We start from the raw sequence: 26,978 nt of genomic DNA on the forward strand, positions 1-26,978 counted from the left end.
AGGGTCCGCACAAGCCGACGTCGACGGGGCCGCCCGAGCGATTCGGGCGGCAGGGATCAGACGAGGTCTCGGATGGCCGGCGCGAGCGCGCTGAACGCCCGCGTGCGATGCGAGAGCCGATCCTTCTCGGCGGCGGTGAGCTCCGCCGCCGAACGCTGCTCGCCCTCGGGGCGGAAGACCGGATCGTAGCCGAACCCGTGCGCGCCGACCGGTTCGCGCAGCACGCTCCCCTGCCACACGCCCAGCTCGCACAGCTCCTGCCCGCGCTCGTCGCGCTCCGGGGGCACCACGAGCGCGGCGGCGCACACGAAGCCCGCGCCGCGATGGTCGTCGGCGATGTCGGTCAGCTGCCACAGCAGCAGATCGACGTTCGCACGATCGCTGCGCTCGGGCCCGCCCCACCGTGCGGAGAAGATGCCCGGGGATCCGCCGAGCACGTCGACCGCGATGCCGGAATCGTCGGCGATCGCCGGAAGCCCGGTGTGCGCGGCGGCGGCCCGCGCCTTGAGCAGCGCGTTCTCCTCGAAACTGAGGCCGCTCTCGACCGGTTCGGGGCCGTCATAGCCGACGAGCTCGATGCCCGGGATCAGCGGGCCGAGGATCCTGCGCAATTCCTCGAGCTTGTGGGAGTTGTGCGAGGCGAGCACCAGCGTCCGGGTCATCGTCGCTTCCCCCTACTCGCCCTCGTGCAGCACGGCCCGCTGCAGTTCGGCGAGCTCAGCCGCGCTCACGAGCGCGAGGTCGAGCAGCGCGTCGAGCTCGGCGCGCGCGAACGGCGCGCCCTCGGCGGTGCCCTGCACCTCGACGAAGTCGCCGGCTCCGGTCACCACCACGTTCATGTCGGTCTCGGCGCGCGAATCCTCCACGTAGGCCAGGTCGCTCATCGGCACGCCGTCGACGATGCCCACCGAGACGGCGGCGACGCTGTCGATGAGCGGTCGGGCCTTCTGCGCGATGTGGCCCCGGGCCCGGGCCCACGCGACCGCCTCGGCGAGCGCGACGTAGGCGCCCGTGATCGACGCGGTCCGCGTGCCCCCGTCGGCCTGCAGCACGTCGCAGTCGATGACGATCGTGTTCTCCCCGAGCGCCTTCGTGTCGATCACGGCGCGCAGGCTGCGGCCGATGAGTCGCGAGATCTCGTGCGTGCGGCCGCCGATCCGGCCCTTGACCGATTCGCGCTGCATGCGCTCATTCGTCGACCGCGGCAGCATCGAGTACTCGGCGGTGACCCACCCCGTGCCCTTCCCCGCCAGCCAGCGCGGCACGCCGGGCGTGAACGAGGCGGTGCACAGCACCCGAGTCGCCCCGAAGGAGATGAGCGCGCTGCCCTCGGCCTGGGCACTCCAGCCGCGCTCGATGGTCACTGGGCGCATCTGCGCCGGGGAGCGCCCGTCGGCGCGTGCGTCTGCTGTCGAATTCACCCGTCCAGACTATCGCGCGGCGCTCGCGCGTCCGGCTTGATCCAGGTGCGTCGGTGCAGCTCGGTGAGGCCGTGCCGGGCGATGCCGTCGTAGTGGGCGCGGGATCCGTAGCCCTTGTTCGACGCCCACGCGTACTCCGGGTGCGCGTCGTGCGCCTCGCGCATCACGGCATCGCGCAGCACCTTGGCGCGCACGGACGCCGCGGCGACGCTCGCGCAGCTGCGATCCGCCCCCACCCGAGTGCGCACGTCGAGGGGCGTCCTCAGCGCCGGCGACAGCCAGTCGTGCGCACCGTCGAGCAGGATCACGGCGCGGTCCACCGGCACGCCGGACGCGTGCAGCTCGAGCAGTGCGCGCCGAGCGGCTTCGCCCAGCATCGGTCCGATGCCGCGCTCGTCGATCTCCGGGGCGCTGCCGAAGCCGACGGCGCCCGGGCCCCACTCGGCGACGAGCGGCGCCATGGCCTCGCGTCGCTTCTCGCTCAGCAGCTTCGAGTCGCGCAGGCCCGCGGGGAACGCGTCGATGCCCGCGCGCACCGCGTGCGCGCCGACCGCCACCGGGCCGGCGACCGCGCCGCGCCCCACCTCGTCGATCCCGATGACGAGCTCGGCGCCGGCCGCGAAGCACTCCCACTCGAGCTGGAGCGTCGGATCCTTCGCCGGCGCATCGTCTGCGGCCCCGGTCACTGCCGCGCTTCCTCCACGCCCGTGAACGTGCCCTCTGGCGTCCCCAGCCAGGTGAAGCGGTTCAGCGGCCAATTGAGCACGAACGCCCGGCCGACGATCTCGCTCTCGGGGACGAAGCCCTTGCCGGGCTGCTCCTGGTTGTAGCGCGAATCCTTGCTCTGGTAGCGGTTGTCGCCCATGACCCAGACGGAGTCCTCGGGCACGGTGACGTCGAAGTCGATCTTCGACGCGCGCTCCTCGCCGGGCGGAATCACGATGTAGGGCTCGTCGAGCGGGATCCCGTTCACCGTCACGCGTCCCTCGGCGTCGCAGCACTGCACGCGGTCGCCGCCGATGCCGATCACGCGCTTCACGACGTACTCGTGGCTCGTGTCGGCGGCCAGGCCGACGGCCTGCAGCACCTTCTCGAAGCCCTGCGGCGGCTCGGCGCTGCGCGGCAGCAGCCAGCCGCCCGGATCCTTGAATACCACGACGTCCCCGCGCTGCACCGGCACGAGCTGCGGCACCAGCTGATTCACCAGGATGCGATCGTTGACCTTGAGGGTCTGCTCCATCGAGACCGACGGGATGTAGAAGCTGCGCACCAGGAAGGTCTTCAAGAGGAAGGAGACCAGGAACGCGACCAGCAGGATGACGATGAGGTCGCGCAGGAATCCGAGGAGCCCGCTGCGACGAGACCGCCGTGGAGCCCCCGGCGTATCGGATTCACTCATGAGCACTTCCCCAGCATCGATGTCGGAAGGGCGCACCGGGCGACCGCTCCACGGTTCCATAGAGACACCTCAGGCTCCCACCCATTGCAGGAGGGAGCCTGAGAGGCGCACAGGCTCATCATGATAAGCCCGTGCGGAGGCGGGACGCTCAGGCGTCGCGCTTCTCCTTGATCTTCGCCTTCTTGCCGGTGAGGCCGCGCAAGTAGTAGAGCTTGGCGCGGCGCACATCACCGCGGGTGACGACCTCGATCTTGTCGATCGCGGGCGAGTGCACGGGGAACTTGCGCTCGACGCCCACCTGGAAGCTGATCTTGCGCACGGTGAAGGTCTCGCGGATCCCCTCACCGTGGCGGGAGATGACGACGCCCTGGAACACCTGGACGCGCGAGCGGTTGCCCTCGACGATGTTCACGTGCACCTTGACGGTGTCGCCGGCGCGGAACTCGGGGATGTCGCTCTTGAGCGACGCGGCATCGACGTGGTCGAGCTTCTGCATGGTGGTCTACTCTCTGCGCCCGCCGCAAGTCGGGAACGCGGATATCGAAAAAGTACTGAGGTTCGGCTCACGGTTCGTGCGGACCCTCGCGGCAGTGCCGCACCGTGGCACAAGGATCAATTATGCCATACTTCCGGGCGCCTCTCCGCATCCGGCGAGGCATTCGCGCGCCAGGAGATGTCGCCAAAACTGCCTCGAGGCATCAACTTCTGGCGCGCGTAGGGGCGGGCGCGTGGGGGCGGGAGGAACCGCGAGCCCCGCCAACGAAAAGAACCCCCTGGTCTCCAGGGGGTTCTTCACTCATTCGTGCGCGAGGGGGGACTTGAACTGATCTCGACCCCCTCGCGCCGAGAATCTCGACCGAGCGTTCTGCCGCATAAGATCAACGATCTAGGGCATGTGACCTGTGGATAACTCCACCGCGATACGCCGCGATACAGATTGCTTAGCACTTTTGTTAGCACTTCTGGGACGACGGTCCCAAGGGTGAATGCAGTGGCCGAGTACTTCTCGACCGCTTGTGGTGTCAACCACTCCGGTGGTGTGGCCGAGAGACGAGCGGTCTGGACCGGGCCAGGGACCCGTGGTCTCCTGACGTTCGGGGGAGGGCAATTCGGGGAGGTGGTTCCTACACTGAAGACATGGCTGAGAGTTCACACCGTCGGGGACGTCCCCCGCATCCCGACGTGCTCACGCCGGCTGAGTGGCGGATTGCCCACGCAGTGCGCCACGGCATGCCCAATCGCATGATTGCCCGGCGCCAGGGAGTGAGCCTCGACGCCGTGAAGTTCCACATCGGCAACATTCTCGACAAGCTCGGCTTGGACAGCCGAGCGGAACTCCGATCGTGGGAGGGCATTCCGATCGACAGTCCACTCAGAACCGCACCTCAGGAAAAGGAGGAGGCCATGACCGACGCCGTACTGAGATCCATCGGGCAGGTGTCGCGCCGCGTGAGCAGCGTCGAAGCGGCCGTCGCGTGGTATCGCGACGTCCTCCAGCTCCCGCACCTCTATACCTATGGCGACATCGCGTTCTTCGACGTCCAGGGCACGAGGCTCTTCCTCAGCGCGATCGATGAGGGCGCGGGCGAGCAGGGCGAGTCCGTCCTCTACTTTCGTGTCGATGACATCCACGCCGCCTGCGCCACGCTCACCGGTCGAGGACTCGGGCGTCGAGGAATGGATGGCGTTCTTCAGCGATCCCGACGGGCACACACTTGCGCTCATGAGTCAGACTGGACCAACAGGCGATCCGGCGACCCCCTGAGCGGTTAGCACAGTCGTGGGATGCGGCATGGTCCGCAGCCCGCGTTCCAGCATGGACGCCTGATCCTCGTGAACGTGTCATGTCTGGGTGTAGAGGTGTGACCCGAAGGTAGGCTTGAGGCATGTCGATCGTTCAGGCGCGTACCGAGATCCCCCAGGCTCGCCCCCGGCTCCGCGCCTCGGGCGGTGCAGATGGCGAGCCCGGTCTGAACCCCGCAGACTACCGATAGGTGCCGCGTCTCGTGCGGGATTGACGGATGGTGAACGCAGATGTCGTCCTTGGCAGAACCTGGCGCACCCGAGGTGCCCAGCGCGCACGTCGAAGCGGTGCAGCGTCTTGAGGATGCGCTCTCGGACTTCGTGGCGGGAGTGCGCGGCATGTACGCCAATGCGGCTGGGCAGGTCGACCCTGACCTGCCTCCCTCGGCGTACAGGGTGCTGCTGACGATCTCACGGATCGGCCCGGTGAGTTTGTCGACTCTGGTCGAGAGGTTCGCCTCCGACAAAGGTCAGATGAGCCGGCAGATCAAGGAGCTGGAAGCCCTCGGCCTGGTGGAGCGCACCGTCGACCCGAACGATGGCAGGATCCGGTTGATCGGGATGACTCCCGAGGGCGTGAACCGTATGACCGTGGCTCGGCGTCCCTATCGGGAGCAGCTCACCGCAGTACTCTCGGATCGTTCGCCAGAGTCGATCGCCGGGCTCACCGAGCTGCTGCGGACGGTCGCGACACGAGGGATCGTCCCGCCCCGTTGAACCGGCGATGCCGCGTCCCTCACCGCGCACCGCGCGGGAACGGCTCGCGGCAGGGGCGCTGGCCGAGCGCGCAGCGCGAGGACGGGCATCCGAGCCCGGCCCGCACCGTTCGTCCCGCCCAGGGCCAGAGCACGGTGAGCGTGTCCGTGCTCGGCCGACAGATAAGTGGAGGTGAACCTCCACTTGTTGCGGTATCGTGTCCCCATGCTGACGACAGAAGCGGTTCCGGCGGCGCCGGAGAAGGCGCTGCGGGTGGACGCGGAGCGCCGCCGACAGGCCCTGTTGTGCGCGGCGGCGTCGGTGTTCCTCACCGATGGGCTGGATGCGCCGTTGGAGGATGTCGCCCGTGCGGCGGGTGTGGGGATCGGGACGCTGTATCGGCGGTTCCCGACTCGCGACGCGCTGGTCGAGGCGGTCTTCGAGGCGAAGATGGCCGACTATGCGAACCGCGCCGAGGCTGCCGTCATCCAGGCGGTCGAGGATCCATGGGCGGCCTTCGCCGGATATGTGCACGACATCATCGGCATGCAGGTCGCGGACCCCGCGTTCGGTGCCGTGCTCCTGCGCCCCATGCAGGGTTCCGAGCTGTTCTCCGGCGCGCACGCGCGGGCGCTGCGCGCCACCCGGCGGCTCATCTCCCGGGCCCGCAAGGCCGGCGCTGTTCGTCAGGACCTTCGGGAGACCGACCTCTACCTGCTGGTCGCCGCGACCGCGGCGCTTGTCGCAGAGCCCGGCCCGATCCGGGCAGATGCGGCGGCGCGTCGGATGGCGCAGCTGTTCCTCGATGCTGTGAGGGGATCCTCCGTATGAGCGGCGCCGTGCCCCATATCGCGATCGTGGTGGGCAGCGCCCGCGCTGCGCGCTTCGCCGACTATCCGCTCGCGTGGCTGCGGGAGCGTGTCGGCGCTCGCGACGACCTGCGGCTGTCCGTGATCGACGTGCGTGACGTCGGCCTGCCCTCCTACAACCTGCCGAAGCCGCCGGCGCTCGCTCCGCGGGAGTATTCGAGTCGGCAGCAGCGCGCCCTCGGGCAGCGGCTCGATGAGGTCGACGGGTTCCTGTTCCTCGTCAACGAGTACAACCACGGTTACGGCGCCGCGCTGAAGAACATGCTCGACCATTACTTCGCCGAGTTCGAGCACAAGCCGGCCGCGTTCTTCGGCTACGGCAACGTGGGGGGCTCGCGGGCGATCGAGCAGCTGCGGCAGGTCGTCGCCGAGTTGAACATGGTCTCGGTGCGCGAGAGCGTCCACATCTTCGGAATGCAGTTCCCGGCCGTGCGCGAAGGCGGGCCGGCCGCCGCCGAGGTCTTCGATGCGCTGGAGCCACGACTGACGGTGATGACCGACCACCTGCTCTGGTGGGCACGCGCCCTGAACGCCGCACGGTCGGCCTGAAGCGAGCAGGAACGATGAAAGGATCGGGCGAATGACGTTCGAACTCGGCGCCTACAGCTTCGGCGTGGCGGGCAAGAACCTCGACGGCGACGTGGTGAGCACGGCCCAGGCGGTGCGGAACATGCTCGAGCAGATCCGGCTCGCCGAGCAGGTCGGGCTCGACTTCTACGGGGTCGGCGAGCATCACACCGCGACGATGCCGGTCAGCTCTCCGGCATCGGTCATCAACGCGGCCGCGGCGATGACGAACCGGATCACGCTGTCGACGGCGGTGAGCGTGCTCTCCACCGACGACCCGATCCGCCTGTATCAGCAGATGGCCACCGCGCAGATCGTCTCGAACGGCCGCGTGGAGATCATCGCCGGCCGCGGCTCCTCCACGGACTCCTTCCCGCTGTTCGGGTACGAGCTCGACGACTACGACCGGCTCTACGCCGACAAGCTCGGCCTGCTGCTCGCGATCGGCGAGCACGAGCGGGTCAGCTGGGAGTCCCCGTTCCGGCCGCCGCTAGAGGATGCGCTCGTCGTGCCCCGGCCGGATCAGCCGATCCCGATCTGGCTCGGCACAGGCGGCAACCCGGGATCGACCGTGCGGGCCGCGAAGGCGGGGCTCCCGATCTCCTACGGCATCCTCTCCGGCACCCCGCAGCGGTGGGGGCAGATGGGCGCCCTCTACCGTCAAGCCGCCGAAGAGTCCGGCGTGGATCCCTCGCAACTTGCCATCTCGGTCGCCGGGCACGGCTTCATCGCCGCCGACGGGCAGGCCGCGAAGCAGACCTTCTTCCGCCACGAGTCCGCAGCCTACGCCGCGCACGGACGCTTCGCCGCACTCTCCTGGGAGGACGCGAAGGCGAACTACTCTCCGGGCGGCATGGTGTTCGCGGGCGACCCGTCCGAGATCGCGGACCGCATCATCGACCTGCACCGCCACCTCGGCCACATGCGGCACTTCTTCCAGATGGACATCGGCGGCATGCCGCACTCCGAGGTGCTCGCCTCCATCGAACTGCTCGGCACCGAGGTTGCACCCCGCGTACGCGCCGAGATCGGCTCGGACGGGGCCGCTCCTTCGAGCTGACACCGAGGGCGGCTCGAGCACCGACGCGGCGAACTGCTGCGCACGGCCGCGACACGAGGGATCATCCCGTCCCAGTTGACCGCCGACCTCGGCCTCGTCGTCGCGCCGCGCGGGTGGCGCACCCCCGCTGCTCTCGCGAGGGGTGCGCCAGACCGTTCAGCGGGTTTCCGGGGGTGCGGTCGCAGCCTCGGTATCCGATTCCTCCAAGAGGTTCTCGTCCACGAGCAGTTGGCCTTCGGCGAGGGATTCCGGCATGATCTCGGCGTTGATCTCGGTCGCGAGCGGCTTCTCCTTGACGAAGCACAGCAACACGGCGGTGATGACCGCGAGGGGCACCATGTAGATGAAGATCGGGATCAGCGCCTCGTTGTAGGACTCGACGATGAGGTTGCGGATCGGTTCCGGCAGCGACTTGATCAGCTCCGGCGTCAGCGAGTTCGCGCCGTCGGAGGGGCCCGCCCCGCCGCTCGGCAGCTTCTCGGTGATCAGCGAGGTGAGCCGGCTGGCGAAGATCGATCCGACCACGGCGGAGCCGAGGCTGCTGCCGACCTGCCGGAAGTAGTTGTTCGCCGCGGTCGCGGTGCCGACCATCTTGTGCGGGAACGAGTTCTGCACGACGAGGGTGAGGATCTGCATGCTCGTGCCGAGCCCGACGCCCATCACGGCCATGTAGATGCAGATCAGGTAGACCGGGGTGTCGACCTGCACGGTCGCGAGGAGGCCGACGCCGAGGGCGACGATGGCGGTGCCGACGATCGGGAGCAGCTTGTACTTGCCGGTCTTCGAGATCACCGCGCCGGTGACGATGGAGGTCAGCAGCAGCGCCGCCATCATCGGGATCATGAGCAGGCCCGCAGCTGTCGCGCTCGCCCCGACCGCCATCTGGAAGTAGGTGGGGAGGTAGCCGACGGCGCCGAACATCGCGACCGCGATGAGCAGCCCCGCGATCGTGGTCACGTTGAAGTTGCGGTCCTTGAACAGGCTGAGCGGCATGACCGGCTCGGAGGCGCGGGATTCGACCAGCACGAACAGGGCGCCGACGACAACGGTGGCGATGATCAGGCCGATGATCTGCGGCGACCCCCACTCGTACATCGATCCGCCCCAGGTGCCCACCAGCACCAGCGTGGAGGTGGCGATGGCGAGCAGCATCATGCCGAGGTAGTCGATCTTCGGCCGCTCGGTGCGGTTCAGCTTCGGCAGGCGCAGCAGCACGATGGTCGCGACGACGGCGAGGATGCCCAGGGGAACGTTCATCCAGAACGCCCACCGCCAGCCGGGGCCCTCGGTGAGCCAGCCGCCGAGCAGCGGGCCGGCGACCGAGGAGACGGCGAACACGCCACCCATGATGCCCATGTACTTGCCGCGCTCACGGGCGGGCACGACATCGGCGATCGCAGCCTGGGAGAGGATCATGAGCCCGCCACCGCCGAGGCCCTGCACGAGCCGTCCGACGATCAGGGAGTTCATGTCCTGCGCGAGGCCGCCGACCACGGAGCCCGCCACGAACAGCACGATCGCGGCGATCAGCATCGGCTTACGGCCAACGAGATCGCTGATCTTGCCGTAGACCGGCATCGTGATCGTGGAGGCGAGCATGTACGCGGTGATCACCCAGGTCATGTGCTCGACACCGTGCATCTCGCCGACGATCGTCGGCAGGGCACTGGAGAGCACCATCTGGCTCAGCGATGCCAGCAGCATCACGATCATCAAGGTGGAAAAGAGCAGGAGGATGTTGCGTTTCGCCGTCGCGGCTGCGGCCGACGGCGGGGTCGTGACGTCTGTCATGATGGGCTCTGGATGACCTCTCGGAATAGGGCGGTGGCGGATGCCAGCGACTCGGTGGTAGTAGCCGACCAAGCGGCGGGGTTCTTGACGAAAGCGAAACGGACGACCGTGGCCGCGAGCATGCGGAGCGCAGTTGCCGCATCGCGGATGTCCTGCGCCTGCACCGATTCTTCGATCAAAGCTCGCCGGGTGAGCTCCTCGATCAGGATCGGCTCGATGAGTTCGCCCGCCGTCGTCGAGAAGTGCTTGAGGCGCGCCCGCAGCTCCGGCAGGGTGCGGATGAGCTCGGATCGCCGCTCCCCGAGGCCGTCGTCGGGAACGGCGGTGCGGATGACCGCCATCGTGAGTCTCACCGCGCGCTCGAACAGGTCTCCGTCGCCGTCGAAGAACGACTCGCTCGCCGGCGCCGGAACGTGCAGCGGTCGCAACCCGAGCGCAGCGTCCTCCTTGCTCGGGAAGTAGTTGAAGAACGTCCTACTGGACACGCCAGCCTGCGCCGCGATCATGTCGACGGTGGTGGCCGTCCACCCGTGTTCGAGGAGGAGGTCGGCGGCCGCATCATGGATGGCCGCCGCGACCTCGAGGCGCTGTCGCTCACGCAGACTCAGAGCAGAATCATTCACTCATGCATTCTATGCGCCTCCGCAGTATTTGCACAACTGCAAACTAAGGTTTCGGTGCTGCCGCAGCCGCTCGCCATCTCTTCCGGGGAATCGGGTGACGACCAGCTGCACCTGGGGTTAGGCCTGTGCGGCGTGCATCGCGTCCCCGCTGGCGCTCGGCAGGTCCGAACTCGTCGTGACATCCTGCTGCTTCTTCGCCCTGCGGCGCTCCCGGCCGTCCTCGAAGAGCAGATACAGCACGGGCACGAGCACCAGGGTCAGCAGTGTCGACGAGATGAGTCCGCCGATCACGACGATCGCAAGGTCCTGGCTGATGAAGCCGCTGGACCCGGTCACGCCGAGCGCCATGGGGATCAGGGCGAAGATCGTGGCGAGCGCGGTCATCAGGATCGGGCGCAGGCGCTGGCGGGCGCCGTTGAACACGGCGTCGCGCACGCTCTGGCCCTGCTTGCGGTACTGGTTCACGAGGTCGATGAGCACGATCGCGTTCGTGACCACGATGCCGATGAGCATCAGCATGCCGATCAGGGCCGAGATGCCCAGCGGTTTGCCGGTGATCAGCAGCAGCACGATCGCGCCGGTCGCGGCGAACGGGATCGACACGAGCAGGATGAGCGGCTGCGCGAGCGACCGGAAGGTCGCCACGAGCAGCAGGAACACGATCGCGATCGCGATCAGCATCGCGAGCCCGAGCTGCTGGAACGACTCCTGCTGCGTTTCCGCCAGCCCGCCGAGTGTCGCGGTCGTGCCGGTAGGCAGGTCCAGGCCGTCGAGTCGCTCCTGCACCTCGGTGGTGACCGCGCCCAGTTCGCCCTCGGCTGGGGTGAGCGAGATCGTCGCGACGAGATCGCCGTCCTGCCGGGTCACCGAGGTCGCCACGGTGACCTTCTTCACCGATGCGAGCTCGGTCAGCGGCACCATGCCGGTGGCGGTGGGGATCTGCAGATCCTGGAGCTCGGCGATGGTCGCGGGCGGCGGGGTCGCGTCGAGGAAGATGCGGTACTCCTCGTTGTCGATGGTGACCTTGCCGATGCTCTGCGGGGAGAGGATGCTGCCGACCATGCCGAGCAGCTGGATCTCGGTGAAGCCGTGCTCGAGGGCGACCGTGCGGTCGACCGTGATCTGGGTGATCGGCTGCGCCGGTGCCAGGTCGCTCGACACCTCGGTGGTGTTCGGCGTGTCTTCGAGCGCCGCGTACACGGCCTCTGCCGCCCTCGCGAGATCCTCATCGTTGGTACCGGTGACGAGCACGTCGACGGAGCCGCCGAAACCGCCCATCGACGCGGCGTCCGCGAGGCTCACCTCGCCGGGGCCGTCGAGCTTCGCGAGCCGGTCGCGCACCGTGTCCTGCAGCGCGGACTGATCGGCCTTCGCGTCGGTGTTCACGATGAAGGTGGCCGTGCCGCCGCCCCCGCCGAGCATCGCGGAGAAGTCGCCCGACCCGCCGCCGCTGGAGCCGGCCATGAGCATGACGTCCTCGACGCCGTCGATGTCGAGGAGGGCGTCCTCCACGTCGCGGGCGCCGTCGGAGACCGTGTCCAGATCCGACCCGGCGGGGAAGGTCTGGGTGACCATGATCATGTTCTGCCCGGTGTTGCCCAGGAAGTCGACCTTCAACAGCGGGACCAGGGACACCGTGATGACGAGCAGCAGCACGGAGGAGATGATGGTGATGATCGGGTGCTTCTGCGTGCCGCGCAGGATCGGCTTGTAGCCGCGCTGCAACCAGCTCTTGTGCTCCTTCTCCTCGGCGGCCAAGCGCACCGCCTCAACGTCCGTGACGTTCTTCGGAGCACGCAGGAACCAGTACGAGAGCACGGGCACGATCGTGAGCGCGACCAGCAGCGAGGAGAGCATCGCGATCGTCACCGTCAACGCGAACGGGGCGAACAGCTCCCCCACCATGCCGCCCACGAGCGCGATCGGCAGGAACACCGCCACCGTGGTGAGCGTCGACGACGTGATCGCGCCGGCGACCTCGCGCACGGCGGTGAGGATGGCGTGCACCTTCTCCTCGCCGTAGGAGAGATGCCGTTTGATGTTCTCGATGACGACGATCGAGTCGTCGACCACGCGGCCGATCGCGATCGTCAGCGCGCCGAGGGTAAGCATGTTCAGCGAGTGGCCGCCGAGGTTCAGGCCGATGAAGGTGACCAGCACCGACAGCGGGATCGAGATCGCGGTCACGATCGTCGAGCGCAGCGACAGCAGGAAGACCAGGATCACGACGATCGCGAACAGTAGACCGAGCAGCCCCTCGATCGCGAGATGCTGGATCGACTCCTCGATGAACGGCGCCTGATCGAACACGATCGTCAACGACAGGCCGGGCACCTCGTCTTCGAGCTCGGCGATGGCGTCGCCGACGGCGTGGGAGATCGCGACGATGTCGGCGTCCTGGTTCGCAGTGATCGAGATCGACAGCGCCTCCTCACCGTCCATGCGGGTGAGGGAGGTCTGCGGCTCGGTGACGAGCTCGACCTTGGCGACGTCGCCGATGGTCACGACGGTGCCGGGCTGGGTCTGGCTCGCAAGCGGCAAGCCCTTGATGGCGTCGAGGGATGCGACTGCCGTGCCGCCCTGGACCGGCAGAGACGCTCCGTCGTCGGTGACGCTGCCCAGCGGCAGCGTCATGCCGTTCGCCTCGAGCGCCTGGCTCAGCGCCTGCGGGTTCAGCCCGTTCGCCGCGAGAGCCGCCTGATCCGGGGTGATCACGACCCGCTCGACCGCTCCTCCCGACACCGCAGCCGACCGCACACCCGAGATCGACTCGAGCTTGGGCACGACCGTGTCCGTGAGCGTGTTCGACAGGGCGGTGATGTCCTCGTCGGAGCCGGACGCGGTCATGAAGATGACCGGGATGTCAGAGGTGCTCCCCGAGATGAGCTGAGGGTCCGCATCGCTCGGCAGGCTGCCCGAGATCGAGTTCAGGGCCTGCTCCACCGAGGCGCGGAAATCATCGGCGTCGACGCCATAGGTGTACGCGATCGACACCATCGACATGCTCGACGACGACGTCGCCACGACCTGCTCCACATTGTCGAGGTCGGCGATCGCCCGCGAGATCGGCACGCTCACCTGCTCGTCCATCACCTCAGGGCTCGCACCCGGAACCGCGGTCACGACCGTGGTCTGCGGCAACGAGAGCGACGGGATCAGCTCCTGTTTGAGCTGCGTCATCGAGAACACGCCGAAACCGGCGATCAGGATCGTGATGAGCGCGACCAACGTCCGGTTGGCCAGGCTGAAGCGGGCGAGTCGGAACAAAAAACACCACCGAACAGTAGAGGGACTCGGGCAGGCGACGCTCCCGAATATGGTTAGCGCCACGCAAAGCTTAGTATAGGACTAAGCAACTCGATCTGAGTTGCACCTGGGAACGAAAGGTACGTTTGAGGCGTGAAGAGAGATGAAGAGACGGAGCGCAAGACGCTCCTCGCTGAGTTGCTCAGCCTGCAGGCCAGCCTGGAATCCTCATTCGTGCCGGAGCACCTCGAGCCGGTGCTGTCGCTGCGCCTGACGATGCAGCAGCTCAAGGTGCTGATGATCCTCGTCACCCACTCCGACGGCAGCACGATGCAGGCGCTCGCCAAGACCGTGGGGGTGTCGCTGGCGACCATGTCGGGGATCGTCGATCGCCTCGAGACGCAGGGCATGGCCGAGCGCAGCCTCGACCCGAACGATCAGCGCGTGCGCCGAGCCAGCGCCTCCGAGCTGGGACGCCAGACCGTGCAGCGTCTGATGGCCGCAAGACCGGAACTCAGCAGCACCCCGCTCGGCCTGCTCGCGATCGACGACCTCCGCGCACTCGCCCAGGGCATCCGCGCCCTGGTCCGCGCCGTCGAGAGCAGCCAGAACACCACCGACCACACGACGATGAGCGACTGACGCTCCGGCCGGCGACCCCTGCCGCACTCGCCGGCCGATCTCCACAAGGGAGGCCTGCCGATGAGCAGCAAGAGACCACGACACGCCCGCCCAGAACCGGGCGATGACGACCGGATCGCGAGACTCGGAAGCTTCCGCGCCAGTCTCGCCCGCTTCATGCTGAGCTACCAGTTCGGCATCAACGAAATCATGACCAAGGTCAACATCCTCCGAACCGAGTTCGAGCACCTCCACGACCACAGCCCGATCGAACACGTCTCGTCCCGCCTCAAAAGCCCCGAGAGCATCCTCGAGAAAGTACAGCGCCACGAGCTGCCGCTGTCGATCGAAACCATCCAGGAGCAGATTCACGACATCGCAGGCATCCGAATCGTGTGCAGCTTCATCGCGGACGTCTACCTCATCGCCGAGATGCTCGCCGCCCAACCCGACATCACCGTCATCGAGACCAAGGACTACATCGAGCACCCGAAACCGAACGGCTACAAGAGCCTCCACCTCATCGTGCAAGTGCCGGTGTTTCTCTCCTCCTCGGTCACCGAAGCGCGTGTCGAGATCCAGATCCGCACCATCGCCATGGACTTCTGGGCCAGCCTCGAGCACAAGATCGACTACAAGTTCGACCAAGAGATCCCCGCCGAGCTCCTCAACGAACTCACCGAAGCCGCGGAGCTCGCGAACAACCTCGACCTGAAAATGGAACGCATCCACCGAGAAGTCCGCGCGCTCCGCCCCCCGAACCCACGCCTGAGGACCCAAACCGACGAAGTCATCCACCCAGAGGCGCTCCTCCTCGGAGCACTGTTCCCGAATGGCCGAGAGCCAGGGCACGGCGACACGACGGACGAGCCCTCCCGCTAGCACGGGCGCCCGCTGACGGGCCGGATACTCGTACGACTATTCTCCCGTCGACGGTGCCAGCTGCGAGGGACAACCCGACCTGCACGACCTGTTTAGTCTCGAACAGTCAACAGGAGTCGTCACAACGTGAGGCTCCCGTGCTGACGTGGAACAGACCTGACCCGTCGCCCGGTGACCAGTGCGCATGCTTGGCGACCCCAGCCAGGGGCTGCGTCGGTCGCATCGAGCCGGTGTCCCGTCTCACACGGAACCTTCTCGTCGTAGTGCGCCTCGATGACAGCGAGATGCCGAGAGCTTCAGGACAACCGGCGCCCACGTGACTGAGCCCGCCGCGTCCGAACCGCTGATCGACCTCGGCCTTAACCGCCGATCACCTCGTACTTCTATTCCGAATGAACGTATGCTACCGTGGTAGATACGTCAGTTTCTGTCGTAGAAACATCAGGTGGTGATCCTCATGCATGGCGGCGTGATCCTGTTCCGGGGAACCGGAGCCGACGCGCGCCGTTATGTCGAGGCCGATCGTTCCCGTGCCGATGACTATTACCTCGGCGCGGATGCGTCTGTGGCGGCGTTCACCGCGCTCGATAGCGCCGGGAACGTGACTGCTGCGCTCGGGCTTGACCCGGAGGCGTATGCGGCGTGGGTGGATTGGGTGAACCCGGTCACGGGCGAGTCGATGGGCACGCCCCGTCTACCGGGTGTCGGGAAACAGGGGTCGCCGCGGTTCGCGGAGATGGTGGTGAATGCCCCGAAGTCGCTCTCGATCGCCGCAGCGCTCCACCCGGAGGTCTCCGATGTTCTCGACCGGGCGCAGCAGGACGCGGTAGCGGAGATTCAGGCGTGGCTCGCCGAGCACTCCGTGACCCGTGTCGGGCCGCGCGGCAAGCAGGAGGTGGTGCCCGTCCAGCAGTTGCAGACGGTGGCGGTGTCGCACCGCACGTCGCGGGCGGGTGATCCGCACCGGCATATCCACTTTCAGGTCGGTACCCGCGTGTGGGCGGCTGGGAAGTGGCGGGCGCTGGATACGGCGGCGTTGTTCCGGCAGCAGAGCGCGATCCGCGCGCTCGGTACCGCCGTGATCGCCGCGCATCCTGAGCTTACGGAGGTGCTGGATCGGCACGGTTTGACCCTTGATCCGGTATCGGGCGAGGTGGTCGAGCTCGAGCGGTTCAACGGTGTGATGAGCAAGCGCGGCGAGCAGGTGCGCAAGCACTTAGAACGCTTCGAGGCGGAGTGGGAGGCGGCGCATCCGGGCGAGACTGTGGGGCCGGTCGTCTCGGCCCGGCTCGCGGCGCAAGCGTGGGCGTATGAGCGGCCTGCGAAGAAGCCCACCACCCTGCGCGAAGAACAGGCGTGGGTGACGGAGTTGCGCGAGGCCGGCTACGACCCGGCCACGTTGCGCCGGCCCGTGCGCCGTGCGCCGGCGTCGCTGGACGACCTCTCCGTGCAGACCGTTGCAAGCCGTGCGCTGGATCGGTGCACCGCAGGTAGTTCGGCGTGGACGCGGCACACGGTGCAGGAGCACGCGACGCGGATCATGACCGAGTACGGCGTGCAAGCGGCCCCTGACGAGGTGCGCGAGTTCGTGCGCATTGCAACGGCGTTGGCGATGGAGGATTGCTTCTCGCTTCTCCCGCCCGGCGCAGCGGCGCCGGAGCATGTGGCGCACCTCACGAGCCTGCGCGTGGTGCAGGCTGAGACGGAACTGCGCGACCTCCTGACCGCACGAGTACCGAAGCGGGAGCCAAAGCACCCCGACGTGCGCGACGCGGCAACAGCGCGGGGCCTGGACGCCGGGCAGGAGCGCGCCGCCGCCGCAGTCGCATCGCGCGATCCGCTCGTGATCGTGGAGGGTGCAGCGGGTGCGGGCAAGACCACGATGCTCGGTGTCGCTATCGAGGTCGCGGCGCAGCATGGCCGGGTGTCGCGGGTGGTTGCGCCGACGTTGCGCGCCGCGCAGGTCGCACGCGACGAACTCGACGTGCCCGCGAGCAGTGTTGCGGCGCTCGTGCACGCGCACGGGTGGCGCTGGAACAGTGACGGCGTATGGATGCGCCTCGCACCCGGCGACACCGACCCCGAGACGGGCCGCACCTACCGCGGCCCGTCCGAGGACGCGCGGCTGGCGCAGGGTGAGCGGGTGATCGTGGACGAGGCCGGGATGCTCGACCAGGACACCGCAATCGCCCTCCTGACCGTCACCGCCGAGGCGGGCGCGACGGTCGCACTGGTCGGGGATCGCGCCCAGCTCGCCGCGGTCGGTCGTGGCGGCGTGCTCGATGTGGCCGCGCAGTTCCGGGGTCACACGTTCGATATGGCCGAGGTGCACCGCTTCACCGACCCCGCCTACGCCGAGGTCACGCTACGGATGCGCGACGGTAGAAACCCCGGCGAAGTGTTTGACCAGCTCGCCGGGCTCGGTCTCATCCGTCTGCACGAGAGCGGAGACGAGGCGCGCGAGCATATTGCCCAGGAGCGGCAGGACGGCGAAGCGGTCACTGTCAGCACGAACGATGAGGCCCGCACCCTCAACGCCCGCATCCGCGAGGAACGAGTCTCCCACGGACTCGTCGACGCCCGAACCGTTTACGGCAGCGACGGCCTGCCTATCGGAGCGGGGGATGTGATTCAGACGCGGAAGAACAACTCCGATGTGGGCGTGGCGAATCGGCAGCAATGGGTCGTGCAGCACGTCGAGGACGACGGCGCTGTCTCTGTGCGCGAGGCGGGGAGCGGGCGGAAGCGGCAGCGCACAGTCAGACTCCCCGCAGACTATGTGGCCGAGCACGCGCACCTGTCGTATGCGGCGACCGCCTACGGGGTGCAGGGCGCGACCGTGCCCGCATCGCACACGCTCCTCACCGACGCGACCAGCGCCGCAGGCGTGTACGTCGGCATGACCCGCGGGCGAGAGTCGAACGTGCTGCACATCGTTGCCGAGAACGAGGCCGATGCCAGGGCGCAGTTCATCGAGGCGATGGAGCGCGACCGCGCCGACCGCGGACTTGCCGACGCCACCCGCCGTGCTGTCGAAGAAGTGGCCGGGCTGGTCGAGAACGGCCCCGTGCGGTTCGTGAACGACGAGATCGCGGCGCTCGACAAGCGTGCAGCAACGGCTGAGGCGCAGGCCGCACGCTGGCAACAGGTCAGCACCGCCCTTGCCGACCTCACCGACCGTGAGGCCGAGGTACGGGAGAGGGCGCGAGCGGCCGAGCAGACCGCACAGCAACGGGCCGAGCAGGTGCGCGCCGAGGTCGCCGCGCCGGTCGTCTCCGCGGCGAGAGGGGCACTCGCCGACTGGCAGCAGGCCGACGCTGCTGAACAGGAAGCCAGCGAGCAGGTGCGGGCGTCGTCGTGGTTCGGGAAGCGCCGCGCCCGCGACGAGCACGAGAACGCTCAAGCGCGCACCGCCGAAGCGCGCCAGCAGGTGACAATTGAGTGGGGCGAGCCGTCGAGGTTGAACGAACGCGCCGATGCGTGGGTGGAGCGAGTCACCCGGCCCCGAATCGAGAACGACCCGCGCGTGATCGACGCCAAGCAGGAACACCAGGCGGCACGCAACGCCCTGCTAAACCGGCCAGAGCGAGCGCAGACCGAACGACTCGTCGCGTTCGCGCGAGTGTTCGGCGCGGAGACCGTGATCCGCAATCAGCAGGCGTACCTCACCACCAACCCCGCGCAACAGGCCGCACGAGCCAGGAAGACTGCGAGGCAAGCACGGGAGGAAGCCGAGCTGCTGCGCTCGCTCACCCCGGCCGAAGCCGCAGAGAGGATCGAGCAGACCCGCGCAGAAGAAGCTGCCCGCAACGCCTGGCGAGCCGAGCGAGAGCGCGCCTTGTCGCGCGACTATGAGCAGCACCACCGAAGCGCGCTCCGGCGCGACGGCCCGGCACGCGGCCTATGACCCGGCGCGGTCGGCTGCCGCGGGCACATCGCGCCCTTGCCCCCGGCTACCGTCCGAGACTCGGGCCGCCCCGGTCGCTGCCAGGAGGGTAGTCGTGTCCGAACGCATCTACCTGGGGCAGGGTGCGGCGGTGTTCGCGTGCAGCGTCCAGCTCGCGGTCGAGCACGGCGGGGTCACGGACGGCCTTGCGTGTCGTGAAGCCTTGAGTGTGCTCGTTCAACAGCTCCATCAGTCGGTCGCGCTGCGCAGCGTCCTTGACGGCAACAAGGTTCGGACGGATCAGGGCATCGATCCCGGAATGGTCTTCCACGATGGCAAGGGTTCGGGCGTGGGCGAACACGTCGCCGGGAATCTGCGACCAGTCGATGATCCATCCGGCTTCGCGGGCGAGCTGGTTGAACATGATGTGCTGACTGCGCGTGTTCACGTCACGGAACGGGTGGATCGCGGTCGTCTCACCCCAGACCCACGCCAGCCCATCAGCGAACGCATCCGCATCCAGACCGCGCAGGTGGTCGCGGGCGGCGAGTGCGTCGAAGACGCGCTCGGCCTCGGGCACGATGAACTGGGGGCGGCAGTGCGCGATGCCGGTGCCGCCGGGGTGGGTGTCGGTGTCGCGAATGTCGCCACCCCAGACATACAGATCAGCGGTCAGGTGCCGGTGGATCGCTTGCAGGTGGGCGAGGTCGAAACGGCCGGGGATGGGGTGCTCGGTGAGTTCGACCATGCGCTGATGGATCGCGGCCGTCTCGACGGCTTTCCAGCGGTCGTAGTCGGTGATGCCGAGCTTGTTGATGAGAACAAGGCTGTTCGGGTAGCTGTAGCGGTCGGGCACTGGTGCTCCTGCCCGGACAGGTTACTTCTCAGGGAAACGGGTAAGCGCGACTGCGATCGCCTCGCGCACTGCCTCATCCCCGGACAGTTCCCCGCGCACCTGGCGGCGGGCAATCTCCCGATCCGCCTCGGACACGACCGCCCCGGCAGTCTCCTGCCCAGCCTCGACCTCCGCGAGCACGCGCCGGACATAGGCCTCGGATACAGAGGTCTTGAGAGCCATTCGGGGTGCCTCCTTGTGGTCGGCGTTCTCAGATCAGTCTACGTCTCGGCACCGACATTCACAGGGAAGCCGGGAGCGGGGGTGCCGAATCGGCACCCCCGGCCGTGGAGCGTCAGGGCTCGCTGTTGTTGGCCGGGGTGTCTGCGAAGAGGGCGAGGAACTTTTCGCGCGGGATCACGATGCGCCGTCCGAGCTTCACATGCGGGATCGTGCCCTCGTTGATGCTCGTGGTGATCGTGCGGGGATCGACCCCGAGGGCTTCGGCAGCTTCTTTGCGGGTGATGACCAGGCTGCGCCGCTTGCGGAGGTCGTCCATGTCGAGGGTGCTCTGCCGCATGGTCACACCATCCGTTCCGGTCGCGCGCGTGAATGTGATTCTTCCCACCGTAGAGAATCGCACTTGCGCTGTCAAGTATCGCACTGTAGATTTCTTACATGGAAAACGAGAGGGTGCGGGGCAACCCCGCAGGGATCACAAACACGCACGTCGCGCAGAACATCCGCGCCGCAAGGCAAGCGATCGGGATGGACTTGCGCACCATGTCCGACGGACTGCACGCGGCAGGGCGCAAAATGTCACCGTCGGGCATCAGCAAGCTAGAGGCCGGGGATCGCCGCGTGGACGTGGACGACCTGACCGTGATCGCCTACTTGCTGCGCACCACCCCCGCGGCACTCCTGACCCCACCGGACGAGCAGACAACCCTTACCGGAGTGCCGGACGGGTATGAGCCGGAAGAGATCGACAGGTGGATGCGCGGGGAACTCGTCCTCACCGACGAGGGGCTGTTCAACTACTGGCAGAAAGAATGGGTGATCTGCACCGACCGCATCCACCACCTCGAAACCACCCTCGACGGCATGACCACCCCCAGCAAGGACGATCCCGAGAAGACGAGCGCGCACCCGAAGACCATCGCCGCCTACCAGGAACGTCTAGAGACGGCGCGGGCACGCGCCCGCGTGATCCAGGAGCGCGGCGTGCAGCTCGACCCGGACGGGCGCGTGTTCAACGCCAAGGACTACATCGACAACTACGCAGACACCCACCGGCCCGGACAGATCACCGCGAGGAGCACACGGTCATGACCGGGAAGAAACCGCCCGCTGAGCAGAGCGGTGGGGGTGAGAAGCGGCAGCGGCGTTCGCGTTCCCGGCAGCCCGGCTCGATCCAGGCATACGACACTGACCAGGGGAAGCGGTGGCGGTTCCAAATCTACGTCTTGAAAGACCCCGAGTATCCCGAGATGGGGTCGCGCCGTCTCACCCGTTCCGGCTTCACCAGCACCGACGAGGCGAACGACGCCTTGCAGGAGGCGTTGAAGCAGCGCAAGCAGAACGAGAAGTTCGGGAACAAGGTACCCACGCTCGGCGCATACGCCGACGAATGGGCGGCAGGATTGAAGCTCGCGGCGTCCACGATCAAGGGCTACAAGAAGATCATCCGCAACCACATCCGACCCCAGCTCGGCAGCATTCGCCTCGACAAGCTCACCGCCACCCGGATCGCCCGCCACTACCGCGACCTCGAAGACCACGGACGCAACGACACCTACGGCAAGGGCAAACCGCTTTCCGCCAACTCGGTGCACAAGGTGCATGTCGTGCTCGGCGCGATCCTGGACGCCGCGATAGACGACGGGCACCTGACCGTGAACCCGGCGAAGAAGAAGCGCACCGTGAAACCCCCGAAATCCAGCGAGGTGCGGGCACAGAAACCAGAAATCGCCACCTGGACAGCCGAACAGTTGCAGACCTTCCTCGCCTGGAACCGCGACACCCTCGAAGACGAGCTGTTTCCGCTATGGCGGCTGATCGCCTACACCGGCATGCGCAGGAGCGAGGCACTGGCGCTCAGGTGGTCGGACATCAACACCAAGACCATGCGGATCAGCATCCGCCGCGCCGTCGATACCGACGACTGGACGAAGACCAAGACCACGAAAACCGGGCAAGCCCGCGTCATCGACGTGGACGCCGAGACCTTGAAGGTACTCGCTTCGTACAAGGTCGCCCGCGCCGAACTCTCGTTCGAGCTGGCGAAAGCCGACGCCTACGTGTTCGGAGACGACGACGGCAAGCTGCGCTCACCCGACGCGATGACGAGCCGATGGGATCGCCGCTTGAAGTGGGCGACCGCGAAGTTCAACACCCTGCACCGCGTCACGATCAAAGGGCTGCGTCACACCCACGCCACGCTGCTGCTTGAACTCGGGGAGCATCCCAAGGTCGTGCAAGAACGTCTAGGACACTCAACGATCACCACGACGATGAACATCTACTCCCACGTCACCCCGACCATGCAACGCTCTGCCGTAGACCGCTTCGCCGCCCACCTCGGCTCCTGAACCCCGCACATCCACGGCTATCAGCCGTTGTCTACCTCCTGTGCGCTCACGCGGGTCAGGAACTCTCCCAACAGCGTCGCGAAGGCCTCGGGTGCCTGCATGTGCGACTGATGCCCCGCACCCGGGATGATGCGTAACTCCGCACCGCGGATGCCCGTTGCGAGCGCGCGAGCCGCAGGCAGGTTCGGACGATCCTTCTCACCGCACAGCACCAGCGTCGGAGACGACACCTCATCGAGCCGATCTGAGAAGTCGGCACGGCTGACCGCTCGCAACACCGACAGCATCACGTTCTTGCGCGCGCCCTGCTTCTCCAACACCTTGGCCGGGAGCAGGCGGAACACTGCGCCCTGCACGGCCATGAGCGCACGCGGCGGCTTCACTTGCCCCGCCGCCAACGTCAGCGACCGCACCCGCGCCGGGTGATCGAGCGCGAACTGCAACGCGATCATCGCCCCAGCGACAGCCCGCACAGATGCACTCTGTCAGCCCCATGCCGCTCGATCTGCCGCAGAACTGCATCCGCCGCAGCATCGAGGCTGAACTCGGCAGCCCCACCAGACCCGTTGTCGGAACCGAAGACGTCAACAGCCAACGAGTCGAAGCCTGACGGCAACGCGGCACGCTGCGCATCCCAGGCATCCGCGCTCTCACCCAGCCCGTGCAGGAACACGACGGTCTGGGCGGCTTGCATACCCTCCATGATCCCACGGCACCAAAGACAGCGAAGCGCCGAACGAAGCCGCTCAGACGGTCGCCAGCGGAGGGGCTTAGCACTTTTTCTAGCACTTCCGATGCAAATGACCCCCAACCCGGAGAACTAAATCCCAGGTCAGGGGCCATTTCATTCGCGTGCGCGAGGGGGGACTTGAACCCCCACGTCCGAGGACACTGGAACCTAAATCCAGCGCGTCTGCCGATTCCGCCACTCGCGCGCGGTGCCCGACGAGCACCGCACCAGCCTATCGCGAGGGCTCAGTCGACGACGCGCGCACCCTCGGGGAGGGTGGTGCCGGCGGGCAGGCGCACCGTGACGTAGCCGGAATCCGCATCGGCGACCGGGGGAGCGGGATCCCTGAGCTCGCTCTCGAGCGAGCCCGCGGTGAAGCCCTCCCGCTTCGTCGCGGGGTGGTGGTGGCTCATCTTGTCGATCCACGCGAGGGCGAGCGCCGACACGATGAACGCCAGGTGGATCGCGACCTCCCACAGCACGCCCTCGGACGAGTAGATGACGTTCCCGTTGCGGTCGAGCACCACGCCGCCGTCCATGCGGCCCACCTCGATGAACGTCTTGAGCAGGTGGATCGACGAGATCGAGATGATCGAGATCGCGAGCTTGACCTTGAGCAGGTTCGCGTTGACGTGCGAGAGCCAGTCGGGTTCGTCGTGGTGGCCGGTGACCCGGATCTTCGACACGAAGGTCTCGTAGCCGCCGATGATCACCATGATCAGCAGGTTCGCGATCATCACGATGTCGATGAGCGCCAGCACGCTGAGCATGACCTCGGTCTCGCTGATGCGCCCCTCGAGGATGGAGCTCTCGACCAGGTGCCAGAGCTCGACGAAGAAGAGCACGACGTAGACGGCCTGCGCGATGATGAGGCCGAGATAGAGCGGGGCCTGCAGCCAGCGGCTCGCGAAGATGAATCCGGCGAGCGTGCGGGAGGCCGGGCCGGGCCCTCGGTCGGTGCTGCGCTCGATCGGGGCTGCTGAACGGTCGGTCACGGGCGTCCTTTCGCTTCTGGTCGGGGTCCATGTTAGCGCGCGGCCCGCTCGCGGCGGCTGTGAGGCGATTCGGCGCCGCCGCCCCGCGCGTGCCGGCCTACAGGTGCAGCACGGCCCGGGCGATGACGAAGTAGATGACGAGTCCCGAGGCGTCGACGAAGGTCGAGATGAAGGGGTTCGAGAAGACCGCTGGATCGACCCGCACCGCACGCGCGAGCAGCGGCATGCAGCCCCCGACCGCGGCGGCCACGGTGCATACAGCGAGCAGCGTGAGCCCGACCACGGCGCCGATCGCGGGGGAGTAGGCGAACCCGGCGATCGCGAAGCCGAGCGAGCCCAGCAAGAGCCCGAGCAGCGCCCCGGTGCGCAGTTCGCGCGTGAGCACGCGGACGATGTCGCCGGGGCGCACGTCGCCGAGGGCGAGGGCCCGGGTGACGGTGGTCGCGGCCTGGTTGCCGGTGTTGCCGCCGGTGCCGATGAGCAGCGGCACGAACAGCGCGAGCACGGTCACCTGATCGATCGTGGCCTCGAAGACGGAGAGCACCTGCACGGTGAGGGTGGCCCCGACCGCCAGCACGAGCAGCCACACCACCCGCGAGCGCACGAGGGACCGCACCGGCGTCGAGAGGTAGGGGCGCCGCAGCGGTTCGGTGCCGCCCTGGCGCGCGGCGTCCTCGCTCTCCTCGTGCTCGAGAATGCGCACCGCGTCGTCGATCGTGAGCATGCCGAGCAGCCGCTGCTCGCTGTCGACGATCGGCATGGCGAGCAGTGAGAGGTCGGCGCAGCGGCGTGCGACGAGCTCGGCGCCGTCGGCCGCCTCCGCGGTGCGGGCGGGCTGCATGAGGGTCTCGACGCGCGCGTCGCCCTCGGCGCCCAGCAGGTCGCGCAGGCTGACCACCCCGACGACCCGTCGGGCGTCGTCGAGCACGGGGATCGTGTAGACCGTCTCGGCGTCGCGCAGTCCGGCGCGCACCCGGTCGAGCGTCTCGTCGGCCGAGAAGCTCGCTCGCGTGGAGACGTACTCCGGTGTCATCCGCCGCCCCGCGCTGCCCTGCGGGTAGCCGAGCAGCCCGGCCGTCAGCAGCCGGTCGGCCTCGGGCAGGTCGCGCAGCAGTCGCGTGGCCAGAGCTGCGGGGACCTCCTCGAGCAGCCAGGCCCGGTCGTCGGGGTCGAGCTCGGCGAACAGGCGTGACACCTCGGCGTCCTGGAGGCCGTGCAGCAGATCGCTCTGCAGGGGCGGCGGCAGCGCGTCGAAGGCCTCGAGCGCGCGCTCCTTGGGCAGGAGCCGGAAGACGACGGCGCGCTGGCGGAGCGTCAGGCGGTCGAAGACGGGGACGAGCTCCGGAACCGGGAGCGACGCTACGGTGGCGGTGACCGCGGTGAGATCGCGGCTCGCGAGCTGCTGCTCGATGGTTCCGGTGAGGCGGTCGATGATGCGGATCTGCTGGGTGTTCATGGCGGCACTCCTTCAGGCGGAGCGCGTGCACGGTCGGCGCGCTCCGGAGACGTGTGGAGCCGGGCGCGCGCCGATCCCGCCTAGCGGGAGCTGAACGGAGAGGTGAGCGCGATGCCCGGCTGGTGACTGCGACTGTCACTGGACATTGAGAACTCACCTCGCTTTGCTGGATGACCGGTTCGCCGTGCGAACGGGACGGGGTGCGGATCGCCGGCGGACGCCGTGCCCGGTCCCGCGCACACTGTAGCACGGGGTATGATGGTGCCCGCGAAGGGGAGTATTCCGTTTCGTCCGTATCGTCAATACGCCGCGCGCCGACCGCGCGGCCGGTGCGGGCGCGGCGCCGCACGAGCGGATGCCGGGGAGAGACCTTCGGCGTTTTGCGCACCTGCGCCGGCCGAAGGAAAGTAGACCTCTGTGACACCTGTGCTCCCGCTCTGGTTCGAGATCGGATCGATGATCGTGCTGGTCGCGATCCTCATCATCGATCTCCTCCTCATCATCAAGCGCCCGCATGTGCCGAGCATGCGGGAGGCGAGCCTCTGGGTGGGGTTCTACGTGCTGCTCGCCCTGGTCTTCGCGGGCTGCATGTTCCTGCTGGGCGACGTGCAGCACGGCACCGAGTTCCTGGCGGGCTGGCTCACCGAGTACAGCCTCTCGATCGACAACCTCTTCGTCTTCGTACTCATCCTCGGCAGTTTCAAGGTGCCGCACGCGTATCAGCAGCGCGCGCTGATGATCGGCATCATCCTCGCGCTGGTCTTCCGCGGCCTCTTCATCCTCGCGGGCGCCGCGATCATCGAGCGCTTCATCGCCGTGTTCTTCCTCTTCGGCGCCTGGCTCATCTGGACGGCGTGGCAGCAGGTCAAGCCCGGCGCGCACGACGATCAGGGCGAGGGGCTCGCGGTGCGCCTCGCGAAGAAGATGTTCCCGTTCAGCGACGACTACGACGGGGGCAAGCTGCGCACGACGGTCGACGGCAAGCGCATGTTCACACCCTTCCTGCTCGTGCTGATCTCGCTCGGCGCCACCGACCTGCTCTTCGCGCTCGACTCCATCCCCGCGATCTTCGGCATCACGCAGAGCCCGTTCATCGTCTTCACCGCCAACGTCTTCGCCCTGATGGGGCTGCGGCAGCTCTACTTCCTGCTGGGCGGGCTGCTCGACCGGCTCGAGTACCTCAAGTACGGCATCGCGGCGATTCTCGCGTTCATCGGGGTGAAGCTCATCCTGCACGCGCTGCACGAGAACGAGCTGCCGTTCATCAACGGCGGCGAGCCCGTGCCCGTGCCCGTGGTCGACATCTGGCTGTCGCTCGGCTTCATCGTCGCCGCGATGGCCGTCGCCACGATCGCGAGCGTGATCAAGGTGCGCCGCGAGGCCAAGGCCACGGGCGAGCGGTTGCACCTCGGCGCCGCCGAGCCGCGAGACGATCGCGAGGATCGCGGGGCGTCGCCGCGGCACCACTGACCGGCACGGGGGCGGGCGTCGCCCCGGGCACCCGGGC

The 26,978-nt window shown here is 67.7% G+C and carries 24 protein-coding genes, 1 tRNA gene and 1 pseudogene; 11 read left to right on the forward strand and 15 right to left on the reverse strand.

Annotated elements, in window-relative coordinates:
• Positions 1-56 precede the first annotated feature (56 nt).
• The 5 genes from rdgB to rplS form a co-directional block, all read right to left on the reverse strand.
• Positions 57-662 (reverse strand): RdgB/HAM1 family non-canonical purine NTP pyrophosphatase, encoded by a 606-nt coding sequence (gene rdgB, locus EVS81_RS15165; protein ID WP_130111115.1) that lies wholly within the window; start codon positions 660-662, stop codon positions 57-59.
• 12 nt (positions 663-674) lie between these two features.
• Complete coding sequence (rph, locus tag EVS81_RS15170) at positions 675-1,373, reverse strand: ribonuclease PH (protein ID WP_130111573.1); 699 nt, start codon at positions 1,371-1,373, stop codon at positions 675-677.
• Between the two features lie 44 nt (positions 1,374-1,417).
• Positions 1,418-2,107, reverse strand: a complete 690-nt coding sequence (locus EVS81_RS15175; RefSeq protein WP_130111116.1) for a ribonuclease HII — start codon at positions 2,105-2,107, stop codon at positions 1,418-1,420.
• Positions 2,104-2,820 carry a signal peptidase I gene (gene lepB / locus EVS81_RS15180; protein WP_130111117.1) on the reverse strand — a complete coding sequence of 239 codons (717 nt, stop codon included), beginning with the start codon at positions 2,818-2,820 and terminating at the stop codon, positions 2,104-2,106. The genes EVS81_RS15175 and lepB overlap by 4 nt, the downstream gene beginning before the upstream one ends.
• Before the next feature lie 148 nt (positions 2,821-2,968).
• A complete protein-coding gene (rplS, locus tag EVS81_RS15185) occupies positions 2,969-3,316 on the reverse strand; it encodes a 50S ribosomal protein L19 (protein ID WP_130111118.1) in 348 nt (115 codons plus the stop codon).
• 641 nt (positions 3,317-3,957) lie between these two features.
• Here rplS and EVS81_RS15190 point away from each other — a divergent pair.
• From EVS81_RS15190 to EVS81_RS15210, 5 genes are all read left to right on the forward strand, one after another.
• Positions 3,958-4,593 carry a LuxR C-terminal-related transcriptional regulator gene (locus EVS81_RS15190; protein WP_130110024.1) on the forward strand — a complete coding sequence of 212 codons (636 nt, stop codon included), beginning with the start codon at positions 3,958-3,960 and terminating at the stop codon, positions 4,591-4,593.
• 261 nt (positions 4,594-4,854) lie between these two features.
• Positions 4,855-5,340, forward strand: coding sequence for a MarR family winged helix-turn-helix transcriptional regulator (locus EVS81_RS15195; protein ID WP_130110025.1), 486 nt, complete (start codon positions 4,855-4,857; stop codon positions 5,338-5,340).
• 204 nt (positions 5,341-5,544) lie between these two features.
• Positions 5,545-6,150, forward strand: coding sequence for a TetR/AcrR family transcriptional regulator (locus tag EVS81_RS15200; protein WP_130110026.1), 606 nt, complete (start codon positions 5,545-5,547; stop codon positions 6,148-6,150).
• Positions 6,147-6,737, forward strand: a complete 591-nt coding sequence (locus tag EVS81_RS15865) for an NADPH-dependent FMN reductase (RefSeq protein ID WP_165384222.1) — start codon at positions 6,147-6,149, stop codon at positions 6,735-6,737. The genes EVS81_RS15200 and EVS81_RS15865 overlap by 4 nt, the downstream gene beginning before the upstream one ends.
• A 31-nt stretch (positions 6,738-6,768) precedes the next feature.
• Positions 6,769-7,815: an LLM class flavin-dependent oxidoreductase gene (locus EVS81_RS15210; protein ID WP_130110028.1), complete on the forward strand. Its 1,047-nt coding sequence runs from the start codon at positions 6,769-6,771 to the stop codon at positions 7,813-7,815.
• 156 nt (positions 7,816-7,971) lie between these two features.
• Here EVS81_RS15210 and EVS81_RS15215 read toward each other — a convergent pair whose 3' ends face one another.
• The 3 genes from EVS81_RS15215 to EVS81_RS15225 all read right to left on the reverse strand — a co-directional run bounded on the left by EVS81_RS15215 (position 7,972) and on the right by EVS81_RS15225 (position 13,496).
• On the reverse strand, positions 7,972-9,606 hold the full coding sequence (locus tag EVS81_RS15215) for an MDR family MFS transporter (RefSeq protein ID WP_130110029.1): 1,635 nt from the start codon (positions 9,604-9,606) through the stop codon (positions 7,972-7,974).
• Positions 9,603-10,229 (reverse strand): TetR family transcriptional regulator, encoded by a 627-nt coding sequence (locus tag EVS81_RS15220; protein ID WP_130110030.1) that lies wholly within the window; start codon positions 10,227-10,229, stop codon positions 9,603-9,605. The genes EVS81_RS15215 and EVS81_RS15220 overlap by 4 nt, the downstream gene beginning before the upstream one ends.
• A gap of 117 nt (positions 10,230-10,346) precedes the next feature.
• The gene (locus tag EVS81_RS15225) at positions 10,347-13,496 is read right to left on the reverse strand and encodes an efflux RND transporter permease subunit (protein ID WP_165384223.1); all 3,150 of its coding nucleotides are present in this window, start codon (positions 13,494-13,496) and stop codon (positions 10,347-10,349) included.
• A 132-nt stretch (positions 13,497-13,628) separates the two neighbouring features.
• Between EVS81_RS15225 and EVS81_RS15230 the strand changes: the two genes are divergently transcribed.
• The 3 genes from EVS81_RS15230 to mobF all read left to right on the forward strand — a co-directional run bounded on the left by EVS81_RS15230 (position 13,629) and on the right by mobF (position 18,885).
• A complete protein-coding gene (locus EVS81_RS15230; RefSeq protein WP_130110032.1) occupies positions 13,629-14,117 on the forward strand; it encodes a MarR family winged helix-turn-helix transcriptional regulator in 489 nt (162 codons plus the stop codon).
• A 156-nt stretch (positions 14,118-14,273) separates the two neighbouring features.
• Positions 14,274-14,978, forward strand: coding sequence for a GTP pyrophosphokinase (locus tag EVS81_RS15235; protein WP_240739787.1), 705 nt, complete (start codon positions 14,274-14,276; stop codon positions 14,976-14,978).
• A gap of 457 nt (positions 14,979-15,435) precedes the next feature.
• Positions 15,436-18,885 (forward strand): MobF family relaxase, encoded by a 3,450-nt coding sequence (gene mobF / locus EVS81_RS15240; protein WP_130111363.1) that lies wholly within the window; start codon positions 15,436-15,438, stop codon positions 18,883-18,885.
• A gap of 46 nt (positions 18,886-18,931) precedes the next feature.
• Here mobF and EVS81_RS15245 read toward each other — a convergent pair whose 3' ends face one another.
• The 3 genes from EVS81_RS15245 to EVS81_RS15255 all read right to left on the reverse strand — a co-directional run bounded on the left by EVS81_RS15245 (position 18,932) and on the right by EVS81_RS15255 (position 20,279).
• Positions 18,932-19,720 (reverse strand): Fic/DOC family protein, encoded by a 789-nt coding sequence (locus EVS81_RS15245; RefSeq protein ID WP_130110034.1) that lies wholly within the window; start codon positions 19,718-19,720, stop codon positions 18,932-18,934.
• Positions 19,721-19,741: 21 nt separating this feature from the next.
• Positions 19,742-19,942, reverse strand: coding sequence for a hypothetical protein (locus EVS81_RS15250; RefSeq protein ID WP_130110035.1), 201 nt, complete (start codon positions 19,940-19,942; stop codon positions 19,742-19,744).
• A gap of 112 nt (positions 19,943-20,054) precedes the next feature.
• Entirely contained in the window at positions 20,055-20,279 is a 225-nt protein-coding gene (locus EVS81_RS15255; RefSeq protein ID WP_130110036.1) for a helix-turn-helix domain-containing protein, read from the reverse strand.
• Positions 20,280-20,377: 98 nt separating this feature from the next.
• Here EVS81_RS15255 and EVS81_RS15870 point away from each other — a divergent pair, with 98 nt between their 5' ends.
• Positions 20,378-21,031 (forward strand): helix-turn-helix domain-containing protein, encoded by a 654-nt coding sequence (locus tag EVS81_RS15870; protein WP_165384224.1) that lies wholly within the window; start codon positions 20,378-20,380, stop codon positions 21,029-21,031.
• The gene (locus EVS81_RS15260; protein ID WP_165384225.1) at positions 21,028-22,290 is read left to right on the forward strand and encodes a tyrosine-type recombinase/integrase; all 1,263 of its coding nucleotides are present in this window, start codon (positions 21,028-21,030) and stop codon (positions 22,288-22,290) included. Before EVS81_RS15870 ends, EVS81_RS15260 begins: the two co-directional genes overlap by 4 nt.
• A gap of 20 nt (positions 22,291-22,310) precedes the next feature.
• Here the strand turns inward: EVS81_RS15260 and EVS81_RS15265 are convergent.
• The 4 genes and pseudogenes from EVS81_RS15265 to mgtE all read right to left on the reverse strand — a co-directional run bounded on the left by EVS81_RS15265 (position 22,311) and on the right by mgtE (position 25,471).
• A pseudogene (locus tag EVS81_RS15265) lies at positions 22,311-22,993 on the reverse strand (alpha/beta fold hydrolase).
• Positions 22,994-23,143: 150 nt separating this feature from the next.
• Positions 23,144-23,225, reverse strand: a tRNA-Leu gene (locus EVS81_RS15275).
• A gap of 40 nt (positions 23,226-23,265) precedes the next feature.
• Positions 23,266-24,015, reverse strand: a complete 750-nt coding sequence (locus tag EVS81_RS15280; RefSeq protein ID WP_130111119.1) for a TIGR00645 family protein — start codon at positions 24,013-24,015, stop codon at positions 23,266-23,268.
• Positions 24,016-24,112: 97 nt separating this feature from the next.
• Positions 24,113-25,471, reverse strand: coding sequence for a magnesium transporter (gene mgtE / locus EVS81_RS15285; RefSeq protein WP_130111120.1), 1,359 nt, complete (start codon positions 25,469-25,471; stop codon positions 24,113-24,115).
• A gap of 417 nt (positions 25,472-25,888) precedes the next feature.
• On the opposite strand from mgtE, the gene EVS81_RS15290 reads away from it, so the two are divergent.
• A complete protein-coding gene (locus tag EVS81_RS15290; RefSeq protein ID WP_130111121.1) occupies positions 25,889-26,941 on the forward strand; it encodes a TerC family protein in 1,053 nt (350 codons plus the stop codon).
• Positions 26,942-26,978 lie beyond the last annotated feature (37 nt).

Source organism: Leucobacter triazinivorans (assembly GCF_004208635.1).
Taxonomy (GTDB): Bacteria; Actinomycetota; Actinomycetes; order Actinomycetales; family Microbacteriaceae; genus Leucobacter; species Leucobacter triazinivorans.